This is a genomic window from Micromonospora sp. NPDC049903, from assembly GCF_044460945.1.
GTDB lineage: Bacteria > Actinomycetota > Actinomycetes > Mycobacteriales > Micromonosporaceae > Micromonospora.
Window position 1 is genome coordinate 68,330 of record NZ_JBITKL010000005.1, and the last position, 24,078, is coordinate 92,407.

At 72.8% G+C, this 24,078-nt stretch carries 23 protein-coding genes and 2 tRNA genes; 14 read left to right on the forward strand and 11 right to left on the reverse strand.

The features are described 5' to 3' along the window. Positions 1-140: 140 nt before the first annotated feature. From ACIBO1_RS11635 to ACIBO1_RS11645, 3 genes are all read right to left on the reverse strand, one after another. Complete coding sequence (locus tag ACIBO1_RS11635) at positions 141-1,469, reverse strand: ABC1 kinase family protein (RefSeq protein ID WP_396744341.1); 1,329 nt, start codon at positions 1,467-1,469, stop codon at positions 141-143. A gap of 10 nt (positions 1,470-1,479) precedes the next feature. Further along, positions 1,480-2,583, reverse strand: coding sequence for a TOMM precursor leader peptide-binding protein (locus tag ACIBO1_RS11640; protein WP_396744344.1), 1,104 nt, complete (start codon positions 2,581-2,583; stop codon positions 1,480-1,482). Positions 2,584-2,775: 192 nt separating this feature from the next. After that, positions 2,776-2,943: a DUF5679 domain-containing protein gene (locus ACIBO1_RS11645; RefSeq protein ID WP_012014940.1), complete on the reverse strand. Its 168-nt coding sequence runs from the start codon at positions 2,941-2,943 to the stop codon at positions 2,776-2,778. A gap of 535 nt (positions 2,944-3,478) precedes the next feature. Between ACIBO1_RS11645 and ACIBO1_RS11650 the strand changes: the two genes are divergently transcribed. Continuing rightward, positions 3,479-4,000 carry a M48 family metallopeptidase gene (locus ACIBO1_RS11650; protein ID WP_396744347.1) on the forward strand — a complete coding sequence of 174 codons (522 nt, stop codon included), beginning with the start codon at positions 3,479-3,481 and terminating at the stop codon, positions 3,998-4,000. A 32-nt stretch (positions 4,001-4,032) separates the two neighbouring features. Then, positions 4,033-4,653, forward strand: coding sequence for a hypothetical protein (locus ACIBO1_RS11655; protein ID WP_396744350.1), 621 nt, complete (start codon positions 4,033-4,035; stop codon positions 4,651-4,653). 25 nt (positions 4,654-4,678) lie between these two features. On the opposite strand, the gene ACIBO1_RS11660 is transcribed toward ACIBO1_RS11655, so the two are convergent. Continuing rightward, entirely contained in the window at positions 4,679-5,992 is a 1,314-nt protein-coding gene (locus ACIBO1_RS11660; protein WP_396744352.1) for a zinc-dependent metalloprotease, read from the reverse strand. Positions 5,993-6,105: 113 nt separating this feature from the next. Here ACIBO1_RS11660 and ACIBO1_RS11665 point away from each other — a divergent pair, with 113 nt between their 5' ends. From ACIBO1_RS11665 to ACIBO1_RS11690, 6 genes are all read left to right on the forward strand, one after another. Then, entirely contained in the window at positions 6,106-7,119 is a 1,014-nt protein-coding gene (locus ACIBO1_RS11665) for a PDZ domain-containing protein (RefSeq protein WP_396744355.1), read from the forward strand. Positions 7,120-7,308: 189 nt separating this feature from the next. Then, positions 7,309-10,308 carry a UPF0182 family protein gene (locus ACIBO1_RS11670; RefSeq protein ID WP_396744789.1) on the forward strand — a complete coding sequence of 1,000 codons (3,000 nt, stop codon included), beginning with the start codon at positions 7,309-7,311 and terminating at the stop codon, positions 10,306-10,308. 150 nt (positions 10,309-10,458) lie between these two features. Continuing rightward, positions 10,459-10,532 (forward strand) — tRNA-Met (locus tag ACIBO1_RS11675). A gap of 151 nt (positions 10,533-10,683) precedes the next feature. Then, positions 10,684-10,757 (forward strand) — tRNA-Met (locus ACIBO1_RS11680). A 141-nt stretch (positions 10,758-10,898) separates the two neighbouring features. Next, positions 10,899-11,141, forward strand: coding sequence for a hypothetical protein (locus ACIBO1_RS11685; protein ID WP_396744357.1), 243 nt, complete (start codon positions 10,899-10,901; stop codon positions 11,139-11,141). A 75-nt stretch (positions 11,142-11,216) separates the two neighbouring features. Continuing rightward, entirely contained in the window at positions 11,217-12,050 is an 834-nt protein-coding gene (locus ACIBO1_RS11690; RefSeq protein WP_396744359.1) for a phosphoribosylaminoimidazolesuccinocarboxamide synthase, read from the forward strand. A 16-nt stretch (positions 12,051-12,066) separates the two neighbouring features. Here ACIBO1_RS11690 and ACIBO1_RS11695 read toward each other — a convergent pair whose 3' ends face one another. Further along, positions 12,067-12,537, reverse strand: a complete 471-nt coding sequence (locus ACIBO1_RS11695; RefSeq protein WP_396744361.1) for an ATP-binding protein — start codon at positions 12,535-12,537, stop codon at positions 12,067-12,069. 116 nt (positions 12,538-12,653) lie between these two features. Between ACIBO1_RS11695 and macS the strand changes: the two genes are divergently transcribed. Further along, on the forward strand, positions 12,654-13,778 hold the full coding sequence (gene macS, locus ACIBO1_RS11700; RefSeq protein ID WP_396744363.1) for a MacS family sensor histidine kinase: 1,125 nt from the start codon (positions 12,654-12,656) through the stop codon (positions 13,776-13,778). 14 nt (positions 13,779-13,792) lie between these two features. Next, positions 13,793-14,437: a response regulator transcription factor gene (locus ACIBO1_RS11705; RefSeq protein WP_350693154.1), complete on the forward strand. Its 645-nt coding sequence runs from the start codon at positions 13,793-13,795 to the stop codon at positions 14,435-14,437. A gap of 178 nt (positions 14,438-14,615) precedes the next feature. On the opposite strand, the gene ACIBO1_RS11710 is transcribed toward ACIBO1_RS11705, so the two are convergent. Both ACIBO1_RS11710 and ACIBO1_RS11715 read right to left on the reverse strand, forming a co-directional pair. Beyond that, positions 14,616-15,188 (reverse strand): DUF5709 domain-containing protein, encoded by a 573-nt coding sequence (locus tag ACIBO1_RS11710; protein WP_350692591.1) that lies wholly within the window; start codon positions 15,186-15,188, stop codon positions 14,616-14,618. A gap of 9 nt (positions 15,189-15,197) precedes the next feature. Continuing rightward, positions 15,198-16,223: an SDR family oxidoreductase gene (locus tag ACIBO1_RS11715; protein ID WP_396744366.1), complete on the reverse strand. Its 1,026-nt coding sequence runs from the start codon at positions 16,221-16,223 to the stop codon at positions 15,198-15,200. 135 nt (positions 16,224-16,358) lie between these two features. Between ACIBO1_RS11715 and ACIBO1_RS11720 the strand changes: the two genes are divergently transcribed. Continuing rightward, positions 16,359-17,561 (forward strand): glycosyltransferase, encoded by a 1,203-nt coding sequence (locus ACIBO1_RS11720; protein ID WP_396744369.1) that lies wholly within the window; start codon positions 16,359-16,361, stop codon positions 17,559-17,561. Here ACIBO1_RS11720 and ACIBO1_RS11725 read toward each other — a convergent pair. The 4 genes from ACIBO1_RS11725 to aroA form a co-directional block, all read right to left on the reverse strand. Then, a complete protein-coding gene (locus ACIBO1_RS11725) occupies positions 17,516-18,505 on the reverse strand; it encodes a hypothetical protein (RefSeq protein WP_396744792.1) in 990 nt (329 codons plus the stop codon). The genes ACIBO1_RS11720 and ACIBO1_RS11725 overlap by 46 nt on opposite strands. 59 nt (positions 18,506-18,564) lie before the next feature. Then, a complete protein-coding gene (gene hisN, locus ACIBO1_RS11730) occupies positions 18,565-19,368 on the reverse strand; it encodes a histidinol-phosphatase (protein ID WP_396744372.1) in 804 nt (267 codons plus the stop codon). Positions 19,369-19,432: 64 nt separating this feature from the next. After that, the gene (gene rsgA, locus ACIBO1_RS11735) at positions 19,433-20,554 is read right to left on the reverse strand and encodes a ribosome small subunit-dependent GTPase A (protein ID WP_396744375.1); all 1,122 of its coding nucleotides are present in this window, start codon (positions 20,552-20,554) and stop codon (positions 19,433-19,435) included. Further along, on the reverse strand, positions 20,524-21,825 hold the full coding sequence (gene aroA / locus ACIBO1_RS11740; protein ID WP_396744378.1) for a 3-phosphoshikimate 1-carboxyvinyltransferase: 1,302 nt from the start codon (positions 21,823-21,825) through the stop codon (positions 20,524-20,526). Before aroA ends, rsgA begins: the two co-directional genes overlap by 31 nt. 102 nt (positions 21,826-21,927) lie before the next feature. Here aroA and ACIBO1_RS11745 point away from each other — a divergent pair, with 102 nt between their 5' ends. From ACIBO1_RS11745 to ACIBO1_RS11755, 3 genes are all read left to right on the forward strand, one after another. After that, positions 21,928-22,638, forward strand: coding sequence for an SOS response-associated peptidase (locus ACIBO1_RS11745; RefSeq protein ID WP_396744381.1), 711 nt, complete (start codon positions 21,928-21,930; stop codon positions 22,636-22,638). A 195-nt stretch (positions 22,639-22,833) separates the two neighbouring features. Continuing rightward, the gene (locus ACIBO1_RS11750; protein ID WP_350692582.1) at positions 22,834-23,226 is read left to right on the forward strand and encodes a WhiB family transcriptional regulator; all 393 of its coding nucleotides are present in this window, start codon (positions 22,834-22,836) and stop codon (positions 23,224-23,226) included. A gap of 194 nt (positions 23,227-23,420) precedes the next feature. Then, positions 23,421-24,035 carry an alpha/beta family hydrolase gene (locus ACIBO1_RS11755; protein ID WP_396744385.1) on the forward strand — a complete coding sequence of 205 codons (615 nt, stop codon included), beginning with the start codon at positions 23,421-23,423 and terminating at the stop codon, positions 24,033-24,035. Positions 24,036-24,078 lie beyond the last annotated feature (43 nt).

A 24,078-nucleotide genomic window follows, 5' to 3' on the forward strand; every position in this document is an offset into this window, starting at 1 on the left:
ACCCCCCCCCCCCCGACCCCCCGCAACCCCCGCCCGGCCCCGGGGGGCCCGCGTGTGGGGCGTTCTTACGCCCCCCCCCCCCCCCCCCGGGGGGGGGCCGCCCCCCCCCCCCCCGCCGTCGTCGTGTGGTGGGGCGGTGCTCAGCCGACCGCGGCGAAACCGGGCAGCCAACGTTCCAGGATGCCCCGGTAGGGTGCCTTGGCCTCCAACTGGCACAGCACCCCGATGGAGCCGAGCGTCACCCGGTGGATGAGCAGGTACGACGGCGGCAGGTTGAGGTGCCGGCTGAATTGGTACGCGGGTGAGCGCGGGTTGGCCAGCCGGGTCGCCTCGGCACGCAGCCAGGCCCGGGAGAACCGGAACTCCTCGGCGGCGATCGGTTCCAGCATCGGCCGCAGGAACTCCAGCAGCGCGTGGGCGTCGATCGGGTCGTCGGTGCTGAGGAAGCCCTCCGAGCGCAGGCCGGCCTCCACGCCGTCGGCGTCGCCGCGCAGGGCCAGGGCGGCGATGCGGCCGATCGGTTCCGGCGTACCCTCCGGCATCCGGGCCACCGCGCCGAAGTCGATCACCCCGAGCCGGCCGTCCGCCAGCAGCCGGAAGTTGCCCGGGTGCGGGTCGGCGTGCAGCAGCCCGGCCCGCGCCGGTGCGGACAGGTGCAGCGTGGCCATCAGCAGGCCGGCCCGGTCACGCTGCTCCTCGCTGCCCTCCCGGATGATGTCCGACAGCGGTGTGCCCTCCACCCACTCGGTGACCAGCACCCGGGGCGAGGCGGAGAAGACCGAGGGGACGTAGATCTCGGGATCGTCCTCGTACGCGGCGGCGAAGGCGCGCTGCGACTCCGCCTCCAGCTCGTAGTCCAACTCCTCGGTGATGCGTTCCCGCAGCTCGGCGAGGAGCGGCTTGACGTCCAGCCCGGGCTGGATGGCCCGGAACATGGCGCTCAGCCGGGAGAGCTGCTTGAGGTCGGCGAGCAGGGCGTCACCGGCGCCCGGATACTGGATCTTGACGGCGGCGTCCCGCCCGGTGCCGTCCGGCATCCGCCACACGGCCCGGTGCACCTGCCCGATGCTGGCCGCGGCGGCGGGGGAGTCGTCGAAGGTGACGAAGCGCTCCCGCCAGGCCGGACCCAGCTGCTCGGCGAGGACCTTGTGCACGCTGGCGGCGGGCAGCGGCGGCGCGGCCTCCTGAAGCTTGGTCAGGGCCTGCCGGTACGGCGCGGCGACCTCCTCGGGCAGAGCCGCCTCGAAGACGGACAACGCCTGGCCGAACTTCATCGCCCCGCCCTTGAGCTGGCCCAGGACGCTGAAGAGCTGCTCGGCGGTGCGTTGCTGGATCTCGGCGGAGATCACGTCGGAGGCGAGCCCGGTGACACGCTTTCCCATGCCGAGGACGGTCCGCCCGGCGAAGCCGAGCGGCAGTGCGGCGAGCTTGGCGGTGCGGGACACGGCCCGGCGCGGGATGTCGGTCACGAGGTCATTGTTACCGACTCGGCGGGCCCGCTGCTGCTCTGCGCCCGGGCTGGCGTTCATCTTCGGTGTACGCACCGCACCGGCAGCGGGGGTGCGGCGGCCAGTGCCGGCGGCGGGTGACGCCCGCCGGGCCGATCTCCGCCGCCCCGCCGAGCGTCTCCGGTGTGCCGCCGTCGAGCTGTGCCAGCGCCTCGCCGACCGTGTAGGCGGTGGCCGCCAGGACCGTGCCGGTGGCACACGTCGGGGTGGCGGGCGTGTGGGCGATCTGGGCGGCGAGGGCCGGCCAGTGCGGGTCCCGGTCGGCGCGGTGCAGGTCGAGGCAACGCAGGCAGGGGCCGGTCGGCGGCCGGACCAGTGGCCCGATGACCGGTATGCCCTCCCGGACGTCGACCAGCAGGTGCGGCTGCCGGCGCTGGGCGTGACCGGCGGCCACCAGGGCGGCCGGTCGGTCGAGGCCGAGCTGGATCACCAGGTCGGGCCGGGTCCGGCGCAGTGGTTCGGTGGCGGTGCCGGGTGCGGCGCGCGTCACGGTCGCCCGGACGGCCGCGTCGAGCGGACGCCCGAGGTCACCGGCGGCGATACCGCTGGCGACCAGGTCGACGGGGCGTACCGGGCCGGTGAGGTCGGGCTGGACGTGCCCGACACCGGCCTGGGCCAGGGCCAGGGTGACGGCGGCGCCGAGTGGCCCGGGGCCGGTGACCACCACCCGGGCGGCCAGGCGACGTCGGAGCACCTGCGCGGGGGTGCCGGGCAGCCGGGCGGCGGCCAGGGCCAGCGCGCCGGCCTCCGCGGCGAGCCGGCTCCGACGGGGCTCGGCGAGATCCCGGGGCACCAGCGTATGCGCCGGCACCACCAGCCCGGCCTCGCGCAGTGCGTCGAGCAGGGCTTGGGCGTGCTCCGGACGGCCGCCCGTGCCGGTCAGCGCCTGCCGCTCGCTGCGCGTGCCGTCGAGCAGGTCGAGGAGCCGGACCGCCCCGGGGTCGGCGAACTCGACCAGGACGGCACGCTCCGGTGCCAGCCCGAGCTGGAGGGTGTGCCGGTCGCGCCAGAGTCGGCTGAGGCCGGGCAACAGGGTGGGACGGGGCGACGGCGGGTGCTCCGGGATCGGCGACATGGGTACGAACAGTGACCGATTCCCTGCTGTCCGTCGATCGTTGTCCACAGGTGGCCACCCGCAGATCCAGGGCTGTCCACAGGATTCGGCGAGTTTTCCACAACTCGCCGGTAACCCTGTCGGCGGCCCGACAGTGAGCGGGAACGCCGCGAGGGGGTGGCCGCCGGCCACCCCCTCGCGCGGACGCGTACGTCAGACCTTCGCCTTGCCCAGGATGCGGTTCACTGTTGTGCCACACACCGGACACTTGCCCTTGGCCATGTTCATGCCGGTCTTCGAGACCTCGACGCGGCCTTCGAAATCCCGCTTCTCCTTGCACTTGACGCAGTAACCGTTGTAGGTCTGGGCCTGGTCGGCCACGGTGTGCCTCCTCGTCTCGTCCGCCGGGTCGATGCCGGTCCGGCGGTTCTCCCGGCGACGGGCGCCTACGACGTCCGACACCGGGTCTTCTCCGTGGTCATCCACATGACCACCGGTTGGCGGACCCTACCCAGGTGAGGGCGGTTCCATGTCAGCTGCGCGTTGCCACTGTGAGCAAGGCGACGTCGAGAGTGTGCACGCCGAATTGGGCCAGATCAGTCCTTTTGGCGGGGACACGCCGACTGGAGGTCGCTAAATCCGCTGGTAGGGCCCGCGCGACCGAAGATCGGGACCCGACTGGCGGGGTCGGACGATGATCACTTACCGTGGAGCGTGTCGGTGCGGTGACACCTCACCGACCATCACGATGGGTGATCGCGACGCCTCACGGGCCTCCGGCCAGAAATTTTTCGGGACTCCTGGCGACCAATCCCCATTTTCCGGGCGCGTGCCGGGGGTTTGACCCTTGCGGACCCCTGGTCACAACGCATTAGCTTGCCAACGTGACAGCAAACCGAGGCTGCGCGGTCCACTGATGGCGGGGGCGCGGAAGCCTGTCGTCGAGGTACGGCGCAGCCAGCGTCGGCGACGTACGGTGTCCGCCTACCGCGACGGTGAGCGGGTCGTCGTCCTCATCCCCGACCAGTTCTCCCGGGCCGAGGAGAGCGAGTGGGTCGACCGGATGCTCGCCCGGCTCGCCGCCCGTGAGGGGCGTCTCACCCGCTCCGACGCCGAGCTGCTGGAACGGGCCGGCCGGCTGATCAAGCTGTACCTGACCGAGTACGGCGACCAGGCGGTGCCGGCCAGCGTCCGGTGGGTGAGCAACCAGAACGGCCGATGGGGCTCCTGCACCCCGGCGGACCGCTCGATCCGGCTCTCCCACCGACTCCAGGAGATGCCGGATTGGGTGATCGACTACGTGCTGCTGCACGAACTCGTCCACCTCATCGTGGCCAGCCACAACGCGCAGTTCTGGGCGTTGGTCGGCCGGTACCCGAAGACCGAACGCGCCCGGGGCTACCTGGAGGGTGTCGCGGCGGTGGGCGGCACGCCCTGAGCGTTCGTCCACCCCGGCGGTAGGGTCGGAGGATGGCCCGACGTGTGGTGGTGGCGCTGCTCGCCCCGGTCGCCTGGACGCCGCCCGGCATCGATCCGGCGGACTGGCGTCGCGCGCTCGCCGAGGACGTGGTGGACCTGCTCGCCATGCTCAACGAGGTCGACACGGCGGTGGCGGCCACCCCGGCGGACCGCCGGCTGGCCGACGAGGTGATCTGGCCCGGCACGACCGTGTACGAGGTGCCCGAGCCGACCCCCAACGCCGTCTTCGCCGCCCTCACCGCCTCGGGCGACGGCTACGAGCAGGCGGCGGTGGTCGCCGGGGACGCCCCCGACCTGCCCGGACTCACCGTCGGCAAGCTCCTGCGCCCGTTGACCAGCCGGCCGGTAGCGCTCGCCCCGGTCGAGGGCGGTGTGCCGGGACTGCTCGGTGCGGCGGTCCGGCTGCCCGTACCCTCCTGGCTGCCGGCACTGGACCTGGACAGCGCCGTGCCCGCGGCCGTACGCGCGGCGGCGCCCGAGCCGGGCGACCTCGCGGTCACCCCGTCCTGGCACCGGCTACGCGGCCCGGCCGACCTGGCCCGGCTCGACCTCGCGCTGGACGGCTGGGAGCACACCCGCGCCCTGCTCTCCGGCGCCGACCGGTCCGGCTGACGCCGGACCGGCGGGTGCGGCGGGATCAGGAGCGGCGGTCGTCGCCCTCGGTGTCGTCGGGGCGCTCCGGGCCCTTGCCCTCGACCTCGCCCGGGATCTTCTCCTCCGGGCCGCCCGGGGCGGAGAAGTCGAACTTGTCCAGCTCGGACATCAGGTCCACGTCGGCCATGGCGAAGGCCACCGGGTCGGCGAAGTCGTCGTCGGAGGGCAGCAGGTCGGGGTGGCCCCAGAGGGCGTCCCGCCCGGCGATGCCCCGGTGCTCGGTGAGCGCCGCCCAGAGCGCGGCGGCCTCGCGCAGCCGACGGGGACGCAGCTCCAGCCCGACCAGGGCGGCGAACGTCTGCTCGGCCGGTCCACCGGCCGCCCGACGGCGACGGAACGCCTCGCCGAGCGCGACCACGTTCGGCAGCCGGCCGTCGGCGGCGCCGTCCACCACGTGGCAGACCCAGCCCTCGACCAGGGCGAGAGCGGTCTCCAGGCGAGCCAGTGACGCCTTCTGCGCCGGGCTGTCCTCCGGCGTGAAGATGCCCTCCAGGGCGATCGCCTGCATCGACTCCGGGTCGGTCGGGTCGACCCGACCCATCGCCTCCTCGATCGCCTCCCGGTTGACCCGGATCCCGGCCGCGTACGTCTCGACGGCGGTGAGCACGTGTCCGCGCAACCACGGCACGTGCTCGAAGAGGCGCTGGTGGGCCGCCTCGCGCAGGGCGACGTAGAGGCGTACCTCGTCCTCGGGCAGCTCCAGACCCTCGCCGTAGCCCCGGATGTTGGCCGGGATCAGCGCGGCGGTCCCGGCCGGGCCGAGCGGCAGGCCGATGTCACCGACGGAGAGCACCTCCGCGGCCAACGACCCGAGCGCCTGGCCGAGCTGACCGCCGAAGAGGGCGCCGCCGAGGGTGGCCACCATCGACTGCATCGGGCCGAGCTGGGCGCGTGCCTCCGGCGGCACCAGGTCGCCCATCGCGCCGACCATCCGGCTGGCCACCGGGTCGCAGAGCTTGCGCCAGACGTCCAGCGTCTTGAAGATCCACTCGTTGCGGTTCCAGGCCACCGTGGTCTTGATGCCGGAGGGCAGCGCCGAGGCCGGCTCCAGCCAGAGGTCGGCGATGCGCAGCGCTTCCTCGACCGCGTTGCGCTCGTACGGCGAGACCGCCGGGTCGCCCGCCGCCGCGAGCTGACTGGCCGCCACCTGCCGGGCCAGGTCCCAGTTGACCGGCCCGCTGCCCGGCGCGGAGAGCAGGTGCTGCAACTGCGACATGAACTGCTGCATCTGCGCGGGGTCGTTGGGGTCGGGCGGCTGCCCACCCGGGAGCGCGAAACCGAACGGAATATCAGGCACGAGCTCTACGGTACGCGCGCCGTGCCCCAGGTCGCCGTCACCGCGGTTGCGCTGAGGGCGAAGTCCCGTCGTGCCGCCCGGCGCCCGAGAACCGGCTCGGTACGCTCTGCCGCATGAGACGACGTGGCGTGACCGTCCTCCTCGGTGCTCTGCTCACCGCACTGCTCAGCATCGGGGTGCTCGGCGCACCCGTCCCCTATGTCGTGCTCGGTCCCGGTCCGACGGTGGACACGCTCGGGCAGGAGGACGGCAAGGAGGTGATCCAGGTCACCGGCGGTGAGACCTCCACCTCCGCAGGTCAACTGCGGCTGACCACGGTGGGTGTGCAGCCCACCGTGAAGTTGCGCTCGGCCATCCAGGGCTGGCTCTCCGACGACCAGGCGGTGGTGCCGCGCGAGCTGGTCTATCCGCCCGGCGAGACCCGCGAGGAGGTCGAGCAGCGCAACGCCGAGGACTTCCAGGTCTCGCAGACCAGCGCGGAGACCGCCGCGTTGCGGGAGTTGGGGTACGAGGTGCAGGTCGTGGTCAAGACCGTCGCCGACGACGGTCCGGCCGCCGGGGTGCTGCGTCCCGGTGACGTGGTGACCTCGGTCGACGGGGAGCCGGTGCCGCTGGCCGGCCGACTGACCGAGCTGGTCCGGGCGAAGCCGGCGGGCACCGCCCTGCGCATCGGCTACACCCGCGACGGGGCCGCGCGTGTCGACACCGTCACCACCGAGGAGCTGGACGGCCGTCCGCGCATCGGGGTCGAGATCGAGCAGCAGCAGCCGCACCCGTTCACGCTCTCCTTCGACCTCCAGGACATCGGCGGGCCCAGCGCCGGGCTGATGTTCGCCCTGGGAATCATCGACAAGCTGACCCCGGAGGACCTGACCGGCGGCCGGGTCATCGCGGGCACCGGCACCATCGACGACTCCGGCCAGGTCGGGCCGATCGGCGGCATCCCACAGAAGCTGGTCGGCGCGAAGCGGGCCGACGCCACCGTGTTCCTGGTGCCGGCGGCCAACTGTGCCGAGGCGGTGTCCAACAGCCAGCCGGACCTGCCGCTGGTCCGGGTGGGTTCGCTCGACGAGGCGCTCACCGCGCTGGAGACGCTGCGTTCCGGGGGCGAGCCGACGCTCTGCTGACCGCCGGACCGACCCGGCGTTCCGCCGGAACCACACGCTGACCTGGGACGACTGCTGGTCGGTGCGGTCGCGTACGGACCGGGTGTCGGCTGCGCGGCGCGACCTTGCCACAACGCATTCAGGAACACCCCGTACTCTGGGTGCCTGGTCGGAGCCGATCATAACGAGCGTGCGGAGCCAACAGTGGTCATGCGTAGCAGCAGCCCTCTGCCGAGGATGAGCCGACGCGGACGCGTCACAATCGGGGTGCTGATCGGGGTGTTCGTCCTGTTCACCCTGCTCGGCTGGGGGGTGCAGGCCTGGACCGACTGGCTGTGGTTCTCCGAGGTCGACTACACCTCGGTCTTCCGTGGCGTGATCGTCACCCGGTTGCTGCTGTTCCTGGCCGCCGCCGTCGCGATGGGCCTGATCGTCGGCGGCAACCTCTGGCTGGCGCAGCGGTTGCGGCCCCGGATGCGTCCGCACTCGCCGGAGCAGGCGACGCTGGAGCGCTACCGGATGCTGCTCGGCCCCCGGCTCGGGCTCTGGATCGCCGCCGCCGCCGTGGTGGTGGGTCTCTTCGCCGGCCTGTCCGCGCAGAGCCGCTGGAACCAGTGGCTGCTCTTCCTGCACGGCGGTGACTTCGGCGTGCAGGACCCGGAGTTCGGCGTGGACGTCGGCTTCTATGTCTTCCAGTTGCCGTTCTGGCGGTTCCTGCTCGGGCTGGGCTTCACCGCGGTGGTGCTGGCGCTGATCGGATCGCTGGCCGTGCACTACCTCTTCGGCGGGGTCCGCCTACAGGGCGTCGGCGACCGGATGAGCGGTGCGGCGCGGGCCCACCTGAGCTCGCTGGTCGCGGTCTTCGTGCTGCTCAAGGCCGTTGCGTACGTGCTGGACCGGCGGTCGATGCTGCTGGAGTACAACGACGGCGTGGGCGTCTACGGCGCCGGGTACGCCGACATCAACGCGTTGCTGCCGGCCAAGGAGATCCTCGCCTACATCTCCGTGGTGGTGGCGATCGCGATCATCGTGTTCTCCAACGCCTGGATGCGGAACCTGGTCTGGCCGGGCATCTCGCTGGCGCTGCTCGGCGTCTCGGCGGTGGCGATCGGCGGCATCTACCCCTGGGCGGTGCAGACCTTCGAGGTCAAGCCGAGCGCCCGGGACAAGGAGGCGCCGTACATCCAGCGCAGCATCGACGCCACCCGTGCCTCGTACGGGCTGGACATCGCCGAGAACTCGGCGTACTCGGCCAGCAACCTGACCCCGACGGAGAGCCTGGCCACCGACACCGCGGTGGTGCCGAACGCCCGACTGCTCGACCCGCAGCTGGTCAGCGAGACCTACACCCAGCTCCAGCAGGTCCGTGGTTTCTACGACTTCGGCCCCAAGCTCGACATCGACCGGTACACGGTCGACGGCCGGACCCAGGACTACGTGGTCGGCGTACGTGAGATCAACTACGGCGAGCTGACCGCCCAGCAGAGCAACTGGATCAACCGCCACACCGTCTACACCCACGGGTACGGCGTGGTGGCCGCCCCCGCCAACCGGGTCGTCTGCGGTGGCCAGCCGTTCTTCGTCTCGGGCTTCCTCGGCGAGCGGTCACAGGAGTCCTGCTCCTCGCCGACCGACCTGATCCCGGCCAGCCAGCCCCGGATCTACTACGGCGAGCGGATGCAGGACGGTGACTACGCCATCGTCGGCAAGCCGAACGAGGACGCCAACCCGGCGGAGTTCGACCGGCCGGCGGGCGAGAGCGGCGAGGCCCGCGAGTCGTACTACACCTACACCGGCGAGGGCGGCGTCGACGTCGGGTCGTTCTCCCGGCGGCTGCTCTACGCGATCAAGGAGCAGGAGCCGAACTTCCTGCTCTCCGAGGCGGTCAACGACAACTCCAAGCTGCTCTACGTGCGTAACCCGCGGGACCGGGTGGAGAAGGTCGCGCCGTTCCTGACGCTCGACGGCGACCCGTACCCCGCCGTGGTGGACGGCCGGGTGCAGTGGATCGTGGACGGCTACACCACCTCGGCCACCTACCCGTACGCCGAGCGGGTCAACCTCCAGCAGGAGACCACCGACGAGCTGACCGGCCGGGGCACCATCCAGCTGGCCCGGGAGAACGTCAACTACATCCGCAACTCGGTCAAGGCGACCGTGGACGCGTACGACGGCACGGTCGTGCTCTACGAGTTCGACGAGAACGACCCGGTGCTCAAGGCCTGGAACAATGCCTTCGGCGGTGACCTGATCAAGCCGCGCGCGGAGATTCCGCAGTCGCTGGCAGACCACTTCCGCTACCCGGCCGACCTGTTCAAGGTGCAGCGCAACCTGCTGACCCGCTTCCACGTCACGAACCCCGGCGACTTCTACTCCGGCCAGGACTTCTGGCAGGTGCCGAACGTGCCGGACGCGCCGGACAGCGGGGTCAAGCAGCCGCCGTACTACCTCTACACGCAGATGCCCGGGCAGGAGGAGCCAACCTTCCAGCTCACCAGCGCGGTCACCCCCAACGGCCGGCAGAACCTGGCCGCGTTGATCTCGGCGTCGTACCAGGACGGGCGGCCCAGGTTGCAGGTGCTGGAGTTGCCCGACCAGACCCGAGTCTCCGGCCCGGTGCAGGTGCACCAGCAGATGACCAACAACGCCAACATCCGGCAGCAGCTGAACCTGCTCTCCTCGAACCAGGCCCAGGTGCAGTACGGCAACCTGCTCTCACTGCCGTTCGGCAACGGCATGCTCTACGTCGAGCCGGTCTACGTGAAGAGCAACCAGACCGACGCGTACCCGCTGTTGCAGAAGGTGCTGCTCTCGTACGGTGACGGTGGTTCGTTCGTGGTGCTGGCCGACAACCCGGCCGACGGCATCAAGCAGCTCGTGGAGCAGGGCAAGCGGGCGGCGGAAGGCAACCCGCCGCCGGCCACGGAGGAGCCGCCCGCGGGTGAGGAGCCGCCACCGGGTGGCGAGGAGCCGACGCCCACGCCCACCCCGACCGAGGCGCCGCCGCTCACCGGCGATCTGGGTGTCGCCGCCGATCGGGTACGCGCGGCGATCACCGAGGTGCGCGACGCACAGGCGTCCGGTGACTTCGAGCGGTACGGCCGGGCGCTCAAGACGCTGGACGAGGCGCTGACCGCGTTCCAGCAGGCCCAGCAGGCAGCCGGGGCGAACGGTCCGGCACCGACCGGCAGCCCGTCACCGACCGGCTGACGAACCGCATCCGACCGGGCCCGTGGCCGGCGACCTCCCGTCGCCGCCACGGGCCCGGTCCGTTTCCCGGCCTGACCCCGGCAGCGCCACGGCCGTTCTGTGAGTCGTTTTGCGGCGGGACGGGGTGGTGCGCTACGGTGGATCTACCGACGCGGGGTGGAGCAGCTCGGTAGCTCGCTGGGCTCATAACCCAGAGGTCGCAGGTTCAAATCCTGTCCCCGCTACTGCACGAGAAAGGCCCCGGATATCCGGGGCCTTTCTCGTTGTCCGGAGTGCGGTGCCCCCTCCCGACGGCTGCCGGGAACACCTTGTTCGGGTACCGGTGGGGTGGTCGGTGGGGCTCGTGACGGATGGGGTAGGGTTGTCACATACCGACGCGGGGTGGAGCAGCTCGGTAGCTCGCTGGGCTCATAACCCAGAGGTCGCAGGTTCAAATCCTGTCCCCGCTACTGCACGACGAAGGCCCCGGATATCCGGGGCCTTCGTCGTTCCGCCGGCGAGTCGGCCGGTGGCCCCGTCCGCAGGCCGGGGGCCCAGCTCGCAGCGCCGTTCGCCGGCCAGGGGTTGCGGGCCTCGGCGAGGATGGGGCCATGTCTTCCTTCGGCAAGTGGTGGGGGCGGCTCGGCACGCTCCTGGGAACGGTCGTGCTGGCGGTGTTCGTGCCGGTCGCCGCGTGGGCCTCGACCGGCACCGGGGAACTGGTCGTGGAGGCCGCCCGGCGACGTGGGCGCGGTGGCGGCGTCTTCGGTTTCCTGGGCCTGCTCTGCTGCCTGGCGGTGGTGGCCGTGGTGGTCCTGCTGCTGGTCCGGCTCACCCGTAACCGGCGGCGCTGACCGGGTGCCGCAGCGCTTCGGAAGCGCTGCGGTCCCGCAACTGTGGTGCCTCCGGCGCGTGGTCTACTTGTTCGCGTGGAACTTCTGCACTCGGGCAAAGTGAGGGACGTCTACGCGGACGGCGACGACCTGATCCTGGTCGCCTCGGACCGCGTCTCCGTCTACGACGTGGTGCTGCCGACCCCGATCCCGGACAAGGGCAAGCTGCTCACCGCGCTGTCGCTGTGGTGGTTCGAGCAGCTCGCCGACCTGGTGCCGCACCACGTCATCTCCGCCACCGACGTGCCGGCGGAGTTCGCCGGGCGGGCGATCCGGTGCCGCCGGCTGCGGATGGTCCCGGTGGAGTGCGTCGCCCGTGGGTTCCTCACCGGCGGCGGCCTCAAGGAGTACCAGAGCACGGGCGCGGTGTCCGGCGTCGCGCTGCCGCGTGGTCTGGGTGAGGCGTCCATCCTGCCCGAGCCGATCTTCACTCCGTCGACCAAGGCGCCGATGGGGGAGCACGACGAGCCGATGACCTTCGCCGAGGTGATCGACGAGGTCGGCGCGGAGACCGCCGAGCGGCTGCGGAAGCTGACCATCGACGTGTACTGCCGGGGTGCCGAGCTGGCCGCCGAGCGCGGCATCCTGGTCGCCGACACCAAGATCGAGCTGGGCTGGGCGTCGGACGGCACCCTGGTCCTCGCCGACGAGGTGCTCACCCCGGACTCGTCCCGCTTCTGGCCGGCCGAGTCGTACCAGCCGGGCCGTACGCAGTTCTCCTACGACAAGCAGTACGTGCGGGACTGGGCGGCGGGCAGCGGCTGGGACAAGCGCGAACCGGCGCCCGAGGTGCCGGCCGAGGTGGTCGAGGCCACCCGGGCCCGTTACGTGGACGTCTACGAGAAGATCACCGGTAACCGCTGGGAGTGACCCCGGGCGTCGGTCGTCAGTCGCTGCGGTGCCGGCCGATGTGCTGCTCGGTGGCCACGGTCGCGGAGGTGATGCGGACCGTGGTGCCCGCCGGGCCGGTCTCCACGTCCATCGCGTCGGTCAGCTCGCGGGCCAGCCAGAGTCCCCAGCCACCGGCGGTCTCCGGCGCAGGTCGGCTGCGGTCGTCTAGGCGTTGCACGCTGATGCCCTGACCGTGGTCGGAGACCTCGCACATCACCAGTTCCGACTGCGTCCAGAGGCGTAGCCAGCCCTGCCCTCCGCCGTGCCGGACCGCGTTGGTGATCAGCTCGTTGACCGCGAGCACGAAGTCGTCCAGGCGGTCGTCGCGCAGCCCTGCGGCGCGCACACAGGAGGTGACCGAGTGCCGCAGCTCGGTCACCTGTGCCTGGTCGAAGGCGTCGGCGATCAGGAGGGTGTGTTCGATGGGCACCACCGTACGCGGTGTGCGGGGTTCTGCGTTCGTCATGGCCCCGTCCCGAGAGGAGATCGCAGAGCTTTACGCGGCTTTTACCACCGTACGTCAGGGTTAGGTGCGCCGCATCGCCGAGGACTCCCCGAACGGGCTGTGGCATGGTGACGGGCGTGTCCGCCCCCGGTGGTTTCGAACTCCCCCTCTGGCGGGCCGTCGCGGTCTTCCGGGTGGCCTCGCTGGCGTACGTCTGCGTGGTCGTGCTGCGCGACGCGGACCGCTACGCCCACCCGTGGCTTGCCGGGGTGCTGGTGCTGGTGATGGCGGTCTGGACCGCCGTCACCGCGATCGGCTACGCGACTCCGTCCCGGCGCGGCTGGCCGCTTCTCCTGGCCGATCTCGGCGTCGTGGTGGCGATCCTGCTGGCCACCCCGTGGGTGATGGGCCGCGACGCGCTGGACGCCGGACTACCGACCATGGCGGTGGCCTGGCTGAGCGGTCCGGTGCTGGCCTGGGCGGTCTGCGGCGGGCGGCGGCGCGGGGCGCTGGCCGCGCTGGTCGTCGGCGCCACCGACGTGGCCACCCGGGGGATGGCCACCCCGACCGCGATCAACGGCGCGATCCTCATGTTGCTCGCCGGCGTGGTGGTCGGGCACGTCGCCCGGCTCACCGTGACCGCCGGAGAGCGGTTACAGCGGGCGGTCGAGATCGAGGCCGCCAACCGCGAACGGGAACGGCTGGCCCGCGACATCCACGACTCGGTGCTCCAGGTGCTCGCCCTGGTGCAGCGACGCGGTGAGCGGCTCGACGGCGAGGCCGGCGAACTGGCCCGGCTCGCCGGTGAGCAGGAGGCCGCGCTGCGCATGCTGATCTCCGGTGCCGGCCCGTTGTCCGGCGACGACGTGGACTCGCCGGTGGACCTGCGCGCCCTGCTCGGCCGGTACGCCTCGGGCAGCGTGTCGCTGTCCGCGCCGGCCACCCCGGTACCGCTGCCACCACAGGTGGCCCGCGAACTGGCCGCCGCGATCGGGGCCGCGCTGGACAACGTCGCCCGACACGGAGACGGACGCGCCTGGGTACTGGTCGAGGACGAGGGGACGGCGGTGACCGTGTCGATCCGGGACGAGGGGCCCGGCTTCACCCCGGAACGACTCGCCGAGGCCGCCGCCCAGGGCCGGCTCGGCGTCACCCACGCGATCCAGGGACGCCTCGCCGACCTCGGCGGGACCGCCCGGATCAGCTCCACCCCGGGCGCCGGCACCGAGGTCGAGCTCACCGTGCCGAGGAGGGGACTGTGAACGGCCTACGCGTGATGGTGGTCGACGACCACCCGATGTGGCGGGAAGGGGTGGCCCGCGACCTCACCGAGGCCGGCCACGAGGTGGTCGCGAGTTGTGGCGAGGGCCGTCAGGCGGTCCGGGTGGTCGCCGCGGCCCGCCCCGACCTGGTGGTGCTCGACCTGCAACTGCCGGACATCTCCGGGGTGCAGGTGATCCGGGGACTACGGGCGGAACGACCCGAGGTGCGAGTGCTGATGCTCTCGGCCAGCGGCGAGCAGCAGGGGGTGCTGGACGCGGTGAAGGCCGGCGCCACCGGCTATCTGTTGAAGTCCGCCGGGCTGGCGGAGTTCCTGGACGCGGTTCGGCGGACCGCCGCCGGTGAGCCGGTCTTCACGCCCGGCCTGGCCGGGCTGGTGCTCGGCGAGTACCGCCGGCTGGCCGCCGTGCGGGAGCAGGCCCCGGCCGGTACGCAGGACGCCGCACCCCGGCTCACCGACCGGGAGACCGAGGTGCTGCGGCTGGTGGCCAAGGGGATGTCCTACAAGCAGATCGCCGAGCGGCTCGGACTGTCGCACCGGACGGTGCAGAACCACGTGCAGAACACGCTCGGCAAGCTGCAACTGCACAACCGGGTCGAACTGACCCGGTACGCGATCGAGCGCGGCCTCGACGAGTAAGAGCGACCGGCAATAGGGCTGTGGAGGCGAGGCGGGTCCTGGTCGAGGATGGCAAGGCGGAGGAGGAGGTCATGCTGGTGTTGCATGGCCGACGACGACAACGCCGCCAGCCGATGTGCCAGGGGTCGCCGCAGCCCCGCCAGCCCTATTGCCGGTCGCTCTAAGCGAGGGTGGGCGCTCAGACGGAGTGCGGCGGCCGGGTCTCGTGCACGGCCAACTCCTCCGCGCTGGCCCCGCCACCGGCGGCCCCCGCGTCGTACGCGATGGAGTCGGTCTCCTGGTCGGTGTGCGTACCCTCGTCCGGTTCGACCAGTCGGCCCACGGTGGCGTCGGCGACGGTGCCCAGCCGGTCGTGGTCGTAGAGCGACACCGGGGAGTTCGGGTCGGAGGTCGGGCCCGGGTCGATCACGTCGGCGTCGAGCTGTGCCTGCGCCGCCTGCTCCCGACTGTCCGCCTCGGCCGCGATGTCCGGGTCGACCGGACCGGCCAGCGGGTCGTCGACCGGCAGCTCGAACTGCTCCCGGCCGAGCTTGTAGTCCAGCGACTCGCCGTCGAGCTGCTCCTCGGCGGTGGTGCCGAACTCGTCCACCGCCACCGGGGTCCGGTCGCCGGGCAACTGGGCCGGTGCCGGACCGTCCGCCTCCCGGCCGGTCAGCACGTCGTCACCGGCCGTCGAGTCGTCGTCGGCGGTGTCCGGCAGGCCGTCGGCCTCAGGGTCGGACAGGGGAGTCGGGTACTCGTCGTCGCGCATGACTGACCACTACCCGTTGCCCTCCGGCCGTAACCGGTCCCGTCCGCGCCGTTCGGGCAGCCGCCGCTGCCGGGCCACGGCGGCGACCGTGCCGGCGGCGGCCAGGCCGACGGCGGCGCTCACCCGGACGAGCTGTCGGCGTCGCCCGTGCCAGCCGCCCTCCGGCAGGGCCTCGGCGTCCGGGCGGAAGACGTTCCCGCTGCCCTCGGGGCGGCCGGCGGGCCCGAACTGGGTGCGGTGGGCGTACCAGCCGAGGAGACGCTCGGCGGCGGCCGGGGCGAGTCGCCAGGGCAGGCCGATCAACCGGGCGGCCCCGCCCGCGTACGCCTCGCGGCGCGGCTTGCGCAGCAGCCGGACGATCGTCTCGGCGACCACCTCCGGCGGATAGACCGGCGGCGGTGGCGTCAGTTCCCGGCCGCTGTGGTTGGCGGCGTGCCGGAAGAACGGCGTGTCGATGGTGGCCGGAAGCACGGTGCAGACCGAGATCGCGCCGCGCCCGGTGAGCCGCAGCTCCTGGCGGACCGTGTCGGCCAGCCCCCGGATGCCGTGCTTGGCGGCGTTGTACGGCGACTGGTACGGCATCGCCACCTCGGCCAGTATCGAGGCGTTGTTGACCACCACACCACCGCCGGCCGCCGACAGGTGCGGCAGCGCGGCCCGGATGCCGTTCGCGCTGCCGAGCAGGTTCACGTCCAGCACCCGGCGGAACTCCGCCTCCGGGATCTCGTCGAACAACCCGACCGCGCCCACCGCCGCGTTGTTGATCCAGGCGTCGATCCGGCCGAACTCGGTCGCCGCAGCGGTCGCCAACCGGCGCACCGCGTCCGGGTCGGTGACGTCGGTCGGCACCACCAGTGCCCGACCGCCCAGCTCACGACAGTGCCCGGCGACCCGCTCCAGAGCCGGAGCGGAGCGGGCGGCCAGCACCACCGCACAGCCACGACGGGCCAGCGCATAGGCGGTCGCCGCACCGATGCCACTGGAGGCGCCGGTGATCACCACGGTCGCGTCGGCGAGCTTTCGGGCGAGGGGCATTCCTCATCGGTACCCCCTGGTGTCCGGGTCATGCGCGCCGGACATCGCCGGATCTGCCATGTTTCGGCTCGTCGGAGCCCGGTTAATGGGACGCTCTGACCGGAGACCACCGCCCCATCCGCATGGAGGTGACCCATGCGCGTCGGCCTCGTCTGCGCCCACGCCGCTTCGCCGCCGTCCGGCGACGGAACCGTCGTCGGCACCTACCAGCACATCGCACGGGTCGCCGCCGAACTGGCGGGCAGAGGCCACGACGTTCGGGTCTACACCCGACGGGACGATCCGGAGGCGGTCGAGAGCGACCTCGTCGACGGCTACCGGGTGGAGCGCGCCCCGGTCGGCCCGATCGCCCCGATCCCCACCGCCGAGTTGGTGCCGTACGTGCCGGCGTTCGGCCAGTGGCTGGCCGACCGGTGGTCCGGCGACTGGGCACCGGAGGTGGTGCACGGCCACTACTGGGTCGGTGGACTGGCCGCCGCGCAGGCGGTCCGGGAGACCGACATCCCGGTGGTGCAGACGTTCCACTCCCTCGGCATGGAGCAGCTACGCCACCTCGGTCCGCAGTACGACGGGCCGGGCACCCGCATCCCGCTGGAACGGGCGCTGACCCGGGCGGTGGACATGGCGGTCGCCCAGTGCAACGACGAGGTGGACGAGCTGACCCGGATGGGTCTGCAACGCAGCTCGGTGGCGATGGTGCCGACCGGAGTGGACATCGACCGGTTTCACCCCGACGGCGAGGCGGCCCCCCGGGACCAGCGTCCCCGGATCCTCTCCGTCGGCGGGCTCTCCCGAGGCCACGGGCAGGACGACCTGATCCGCGCGATGCGCCTGGTGGGCGATGCGGAACTGGTGATCGCCGGTGGCCCGCCGGCCGAGGGACTGGCCCGGCACACCGAGGCCCGTCGGCTGCGCGAGCTGGCCGAGCGGATCGGGGTGGGGGACCAGGTGCACCTGGTGGGCGCCGTGCCGCACGAGCAGATGGCCACCTGGTACCGCTCGGCCGACGTGGTCGCCTGCACGCCGCACTACTCCTCGGCCGGGCGGGTGTCGCTGGAGGCGATGGCCTGCGGGGTGCCGGTGGTCGGCTACGCCATGGGCGGCATCGCCGACGCGGTGGTGGACGAGGTGACCGGCAAGCTGGTGCCGCCGGGCGACGTCCGGACCCTGGGGATGACGTTGCGCCGACTGCTCACCGACAACGCGGGCCGGTTCGCCTACGGGCACGCCGCGGTGGACCGGGTCCGGTGCAGCTACACCTGGGAGCGGACAGCCTCCGCCCTGGAACGGCTCTACGAGCGGGTGGTCGGTCGACGTAAGCCCGTCGAGGCGGCCTGAGGCGGCCCGGAGGCGGCCCGGGAGAGCTGGGCGGCCGGCTGCGGCAGCGGGCTCTCCGTGCCGCCCAGGCGGGACCCGGTGGGCTGCGGCCCGATCAGCGGCCTGCCGGCGACGACCGCCCGCGAGGTCTCCTGCGCGACGGCGTGGTGGTGCTGGGGCTCGGCGTACCGGGTCAGCCCGATCACCGAGGCGAGGGTGACCAGGAAGCCGACTCCGGCCAGCCACTCCCGGCCGGGCCAGATCTTGTCGTTGAGCAACAGCAGCCCGACGATCGCGGCGGGCACCGCCCCGGCGGCGTCCATCGCGGCCACCGCCGCCGTGGTGGAGCCGCGCTGCATGGCCAGGCCGAGCAGCAGTTGACCGACCACGGAGTGACCGACCAGGACGTAGAGCAGCGGGTCGGCGAGGAACGCGTCCCAGGTCGGTGCGGAGGCGAGTGGGCGGGCGGCGACCGCGGCGGCGGAGAAGGCGAGCCCGGCCAGCGAGCCGAGCGCCACCGAGCCGGGGGCGCCGCGCAGCCGGACCGCGAAGAAGCCCAGCACCGCGATCACGCCGAGCGTCACCAGCAGGGCGATCATGCCGGCGGTGCCGAGGGGTTTGGACTGTGCCGGCCGGGCGGAGAGCACCAGCGCGGTGATCCCGGCGAAGAGCAGGAGCAGCAGCACCACCTCGGCGACCGGCAGCCGCCACTTCAGCACCAGCACACCGAGGATCGCGGTGACCCCGAGCCCGGCCGCCACGCTGGCCTGCACCAGGAACAACGGCAGGTCCCGGCGGGCCAGGAAGGCGAGCACGAAGCCACCCACCTGGCAGACCAGGCCGACCAGGTAGGCGCGGTGTCCGGCCAGGCGCAGCAGCAGACCGGGATCGAAGGTGTGCTGCACTGTGGTGCGGGCCGCGGCGACCGACTGCAACAGGTTGGCAACGCCGTACGCGACGATCATCGCCGCGAGAAAACACCAACCCGAGGTAGCCACCTGGCGAGGATAGAGGTAACCGGACGTCAGTGCGCGGCGGGCCGACCGAGCCTGCCGAGGATGTCTGCGTGCAGTGCTCCGTTGCTGGCCACCGCGCTGTTTTCGCCTCCGGCGGGGGCCGGTCGACCGGCCAGATCGGTGAAGACACCCCCTGCCTCGGTCACGATGGGTACCAATGCGGCCACGTCCCAGAGCGACAGTTCGGGTTCGACCATGACGTCCAGTGCGCCCTCGGCCAGCAGCATGTAACCGTAGAAGTCGCCGTAGGCGCGACTGCGCCAGGTGTCGCGCATCAGTTGGAGCATCGGCTCCAGCCGACCGGCCTCCTCCCAGCCGCTGAGGGAGGAGTAGCAGAAGCTCGCGTCGGCCAGCGCCGTCACGGCGGAGACCCGGATCGGCTCGCCCGAGGCGGCGTCCGGGCCCGCGTACGCGCCGATGCCGGTCGCCGCCCACCAACGGCGGCCCAGGGCCGGTGCGGAGACCAGCCCGACGACCGGTCGGCCGTCCTCCAGCAACGCGATCAGGGTGGCCCAGACGGGCACTCCCCGGACGAAGTTCTTGGTGCCGTCGATCGGGTCCACCACCCACTGCCGGGTGCCGGCGGCCGGCGACGCGCCGTACTCCTCGCCGAGCAGCCCGTCGTCCGGCCGATGCTCGGTCAGCAGGGCGCGGATCGCGCGCTCCACGGCGGTGTCCGCGTCGGAGACGGGGGTGAGGTCGGGCTTCGCCTCCACCCGCAGATCGAGCGCGCGGAACCGGGCCACCGAGATGACGTCGGCGGCGTCGGCGAGCCGGTGGGCGAGAGCGAGGTCGTCGGCGTACCCGGTCATGCCGGACACGGTAGCGACGCCGACCCCGGGCCTTCCCGCCGGGCCGCGGTGGTCTCGGTGCGGCTCAGGGGTGCCCGCGCGGCTCGGCCTCGCCGCGCGGCTCCAGGTCACCGGCCCGGGAGGCCAGCAACCGGCGGTACGAGGCCAGCCGACGGGGATCCGCCCGCCCCTGCGCCACCCAGGCGTCCAGCGCACAGTCGGCCTCGTCGGCGGTGTGTGGACAGTTGGCCGGGCAGTCGACGGTGGCCTCGACGAGGTCGGGGAAACCGTGCAGCAGGCTCTCGGCCGAGACGTGCGCCAGCCCGAAGCTGCGGACGCCCGGCGTGTCCACGATCCAGCCCGGGTCGTCCGACGCGTCCGGCAGGGCGGGTAGCCGCAACGCCACCGCGCTGGTCGAGGTGTGCCGCCCCCGGCCGATCGCGCTGACCACGCCGACCGCCCGGTCGGCCTCCGGGACCAGTCGGTTGACCAGCGTCGACTTGCCCACCCCGGAGTGTCCGACGAGCACCGACACCCGACCGGCGAGCAGGCCGCGCAGGGCGTCCAGCGACGAGTCCGGCCGGATCAGCACGTACGGCAGTTCCAGCTCGGTGTAGTAGTCGAGCACCGCCTCGGGGCCGGCCAGGTCGGCCTTGGTCAGGCAGAGCAGCGGCTCGATGTCCGCGTCGTACGCGGCCACCAGGCAGCGGTCGATGAACCCGGTACGCGGCGGCGGGTCGGCCAGCGCGCTGACGATCACGAGCTGGTCGGCGTTGGCGACGACCACCCGTTCCAGCCGCCCCTCGGCGGTGCTGGCGTCGTCCTCGGCGGTCCGCCGCAGCACGGAGCGGCGGGGCGCGATCCGGACGATGCGGGCCAGCGCACCGTCCGCGCCGGAGGTGTCGCCGACCAGGGCCACCCGATCGCCGACCACCACCGACTTGCGCCCCAGCTCGCGGGCGCGCATCGCGGTGACGGTGGGGTCGTCGGGTCCGGCTCCGGCCAGCACACAGGTGTAGCGGCCCCGGTCCACCGCGATGACAAAACCGTCCTGGGCGTCGGCGTGCTGAGGGCGGGTGCGGGTACGCGGACGCGAGGACTTGCCGGGCCGTACCCGGACGTCGTCCTCGTCGTACTCGCGTCGCCTGGTCGCCAGGTCCGCTCCTCCGTCGTCGGTCAGCTCTTGCCGGTCACCATCGCCGACCATAGTGCCGGAAACTCGGGCATGGTCTTCGAGGTGCACCCCACGTCGTTCAACTCGACGCCCGGGACGGCCAGGCCGGTGATCGCCGCGGCGTGCGCCATCCGGTGGTCGTCGTAGGTGTGGAACACCCCGCCCCGCAGCGGCCGGGGACGGATCTCCAGCCCGTCGGACGCCTCGGTGACGTCGGCGCCCAGCGCGGCGAACTCCCGGGCCAGCGCCGCCAGCCGGTCGGTCTCGTGCCCCCGGATGTGCTCGACACCGGTGAACACCGACGGGGAGTCGGCCAGCATCGCCAGCGCGGTCAGGGCCGGGGTCAGCTCGCTGACGTCCGAGAGGTCGGCGCGCAGCCCGTGGACCGTCCCGGTGCCGCGTACGGTGAGCCCCTCGGTGGTGAGCGCGACCTCCGCACCCATCTGCTGCAACAGCGAGCGGAGCAGGTCCACCGGCTGCACGCTGCTGCCGGGCCAGCCCTGCAGCGTCACCTCGCCGCCGGTGACCATCGCAGCGGCGAAGAACGGCACCGCACCGGAGAGGTCGGGCTCGATCTGCCAGCCGCGTCCGGTCAGCGGACCCGGCTCGACCACCCACACGTCGGGCGTGCTGTCGTCCACCGCCGCGCCGGCCGAGCGCAGCATCTGCACGGTTATCCGCAGGTGGGGCGCGGAGGGCACCGGAGGGCCGACGTGGCGTACCACCAGGCCCCGGTCGAAGCGCGGGGCCGCCAGCAGCAGGCCGGACACGAGCTGGCTGGAGGCGGAGGCGTCGATCACCACCTCGCCGCCGGTCACCCGGCCGGTGCCCAGGACCGCCAGCGGCAGGCTGCCCGGACCGGTGGTGTCGATCCGGACGCCGAGTGAGCGCAGCGCCTCGATCAGCGGACCCAACGGCCGGGTGCGGGCGTGCGGGTCCCCGTCGAAGGTGACCCGGCCGTTGGCCAGCCCGGCGACCGGCGGTACGAACCGCATGATCGTGCCGGCCAGGCCGACGTCGACGTGGGCCGGACCGGCCAGCGGATGCGGTCGGACCAGCCAGCGCTCGTCGTCGGCGATCGACACGTGCGCGCCCATCGCCCGCAGCCCGCCGGCCATCAACTCGGTGTCCCGGGCGCGCAGCGGCGCGGCCAGTGTCGAGGGGCCGGTGGCCAGCGCGCTGAGCACCAGGGCACGGTTGGTCATCGACTTGGACCCGGGCAGGCGCAGCGACGCCGACACCGGGTCGCTGGCCGTCGGGGCGGTCCACGGCTGCAGCGGCCGGGTCGCGGTCAGTTTCCCCACGGTTCCATTCTGCCGTGTGCGACGCGTCGGCGGACCTCGCCGTTTCCCACTCCCGGTGAACGGGACAGCCGGGCGGGCCGGTGGCGCGCTAGCGTGTCCGGCATGTGCGGGAGGTACGCCACGACCCGGAGCTCCGGTGACCTGAGCGGGCTGTTCGAGTCCGCCGACGAGACCGGTGGCGACCTGGTGGTCGACTACAACGTGGCGCCGACCGATCCGGTGCCGTTGGTGCGGGTCAGCTCCGAGGGGCACCGGGTGCTCTGTCTGGCCCGCTGGGGGTTGGTGCCGCCGTGGTCCCGGTCGCCCGCAGGCGCCGCGCGCATGATCAACGCTCGCGCCGAGACGGTCGCCACCAGCCGGGCATACGCGCCGTCCTTCGCCCGCCGCCGGGCCCTGGTCCCGGCCGACGGCTGGTACGAGTGGGTCCGTCGGTCGGACGGCACGAAGCAGGCGTTCTACCTGACCCCGCGCGACGGGTCGGTGCTCGCCTTCGCCGGCATCTGGTCGGTCTGGGGCGGGCCCGACGAGCCGCTGCTGACCTGCAGCGTGGTGACCACCGACGCCCTGGGTGAGCTGGCCGAGGTGCACGACCGGATGCCGTTGCTGCTGCCGCCGGAGCGCTGGGCGACCTGGCTGGGCGGGGGTGGCGAGCCGACCGAGCTGCTCGTCCCGCCGTCACCCGAGTGGCTGGCCGGGCTGGAGGTGCGCCCGGTGGGTCCGGCGGTCGGCGACGTGCGCAACGACGGCCCTCGGTTGACCGCCCGGGTGCCGCTGTCGGCCCCGACCGGGCCGGAAGAGGCGACCCTCTTCTGATTGCACCCCCATATTGTCGGGAGTGATTTGCCGCAGTTGCGGGTGAAAGGTGCCGGGCTCTTTCTGCCAACTTCCCGGCAGACCCTTGTCCCCGTGCCGGTAAATGCGATAGAACACAGCGCCGGTGGTGGGTGTCGTTCACGTCGGGTGAACGATGCTCATCGATATTGCTGGTCCCACGGGGGAGGTGGGTGGATGACACGGGCGCGTATGCCCCGTCCGCACGAGGTGGCCGCCGCACGGCGTGATCCACGACTGTTGAAAGCGCTGCGTGAGCGGCGACAGGACGAAGCCTGGCGTACCAGGGGGACATGTCAGAGCGTCGATCCGGAGACGTTCTTTCCGGCGCCGAACGAGCCGGCCGACGCGGCGGTGGCGCTCTGCAACAGCTGTGACGTGCAGGGCTCCTGTCTGGCCTGGGCGCTGGAGGTGGGCGACTGCCACGGCGTGTGGGGCGGCACCACGCCCCGCGAGCGGCGGGCGATGCTGGTGGCCTGGCGTGACGAGGTCCAACCGGACCCGGACGCGGCCAGCGAGGCCGGTCCGCCGGTCCGCGACCGGCTGCTCACCCTGGTGCCGCTGAGCTGATCGGAGAAGCCGGTCCGGGGCCGGACGGTACGTCGTCGACGTGGTCGTCCCGCCCCGGTGCCGGCAATTGCGCCACGTGACGCGCACGGCGACTGCGGTCGACGCGACATCTCCACGGTCGGGTGCAGTCGGCGGCGTGGACGGCAATGCGTGCCGCCGCCGGGGTGGCAGTCGGCGGCCCGCAGAATGGAGCCGTGCCGCACGACGACCTCATCGAGACCCCGCACGGCCCGGCGCGGGTGGACACCGACCAGCCGACCGGCCCGGCCGGCGCGCTGCTGCTGCTCGGGCACGGGGCGGGCGGCGGGGTCGACGCGCCGGACCTGCTCGCGCTGCGCGACGCGGCGGTGGCCGTCGGGCTGGTCGTGGCCCGGGTGACGCAGCCCTATCGGGTGGCCGGTCGGCGTGCTCCGGCCCCGGCCGGACAACTCGACACGGCGTGGACCGCCGTGTCGACCGTGCTCCGCGAGCGCCATCCGGGCGTACCGGTGCTGGTGGGGGGTCGCTCCAGCGGCGCGCGGGTGGCCTGCCGGACGGCGCGTGGCGTGGGCGCCGCCGGGGTGGTCGCGCTCGCCTTCCCGCTGCATCCGCCCGGCCGCCCGGAGCGCAGCCGGGCCGCCGAGTTGACCACCGGGGTGCCGACGCTGGTGGTCAACGGCGACCGGGACCCGTTCGGGGTGCCCGAGCCGGGGCCGGACGTCCACGTGGTGATTCGGCCGGGCCAGCGTCACGACCTGCGTGGCGACCCATCCGGGACGGCGGCGCTGGTGATCGACTGGCTGCGCGGGCACGGCTGGGTGCGGTCCTGATCGTCTACCGTCCGGTCGACTCCGAGGCGGCAGTCGACGGCGC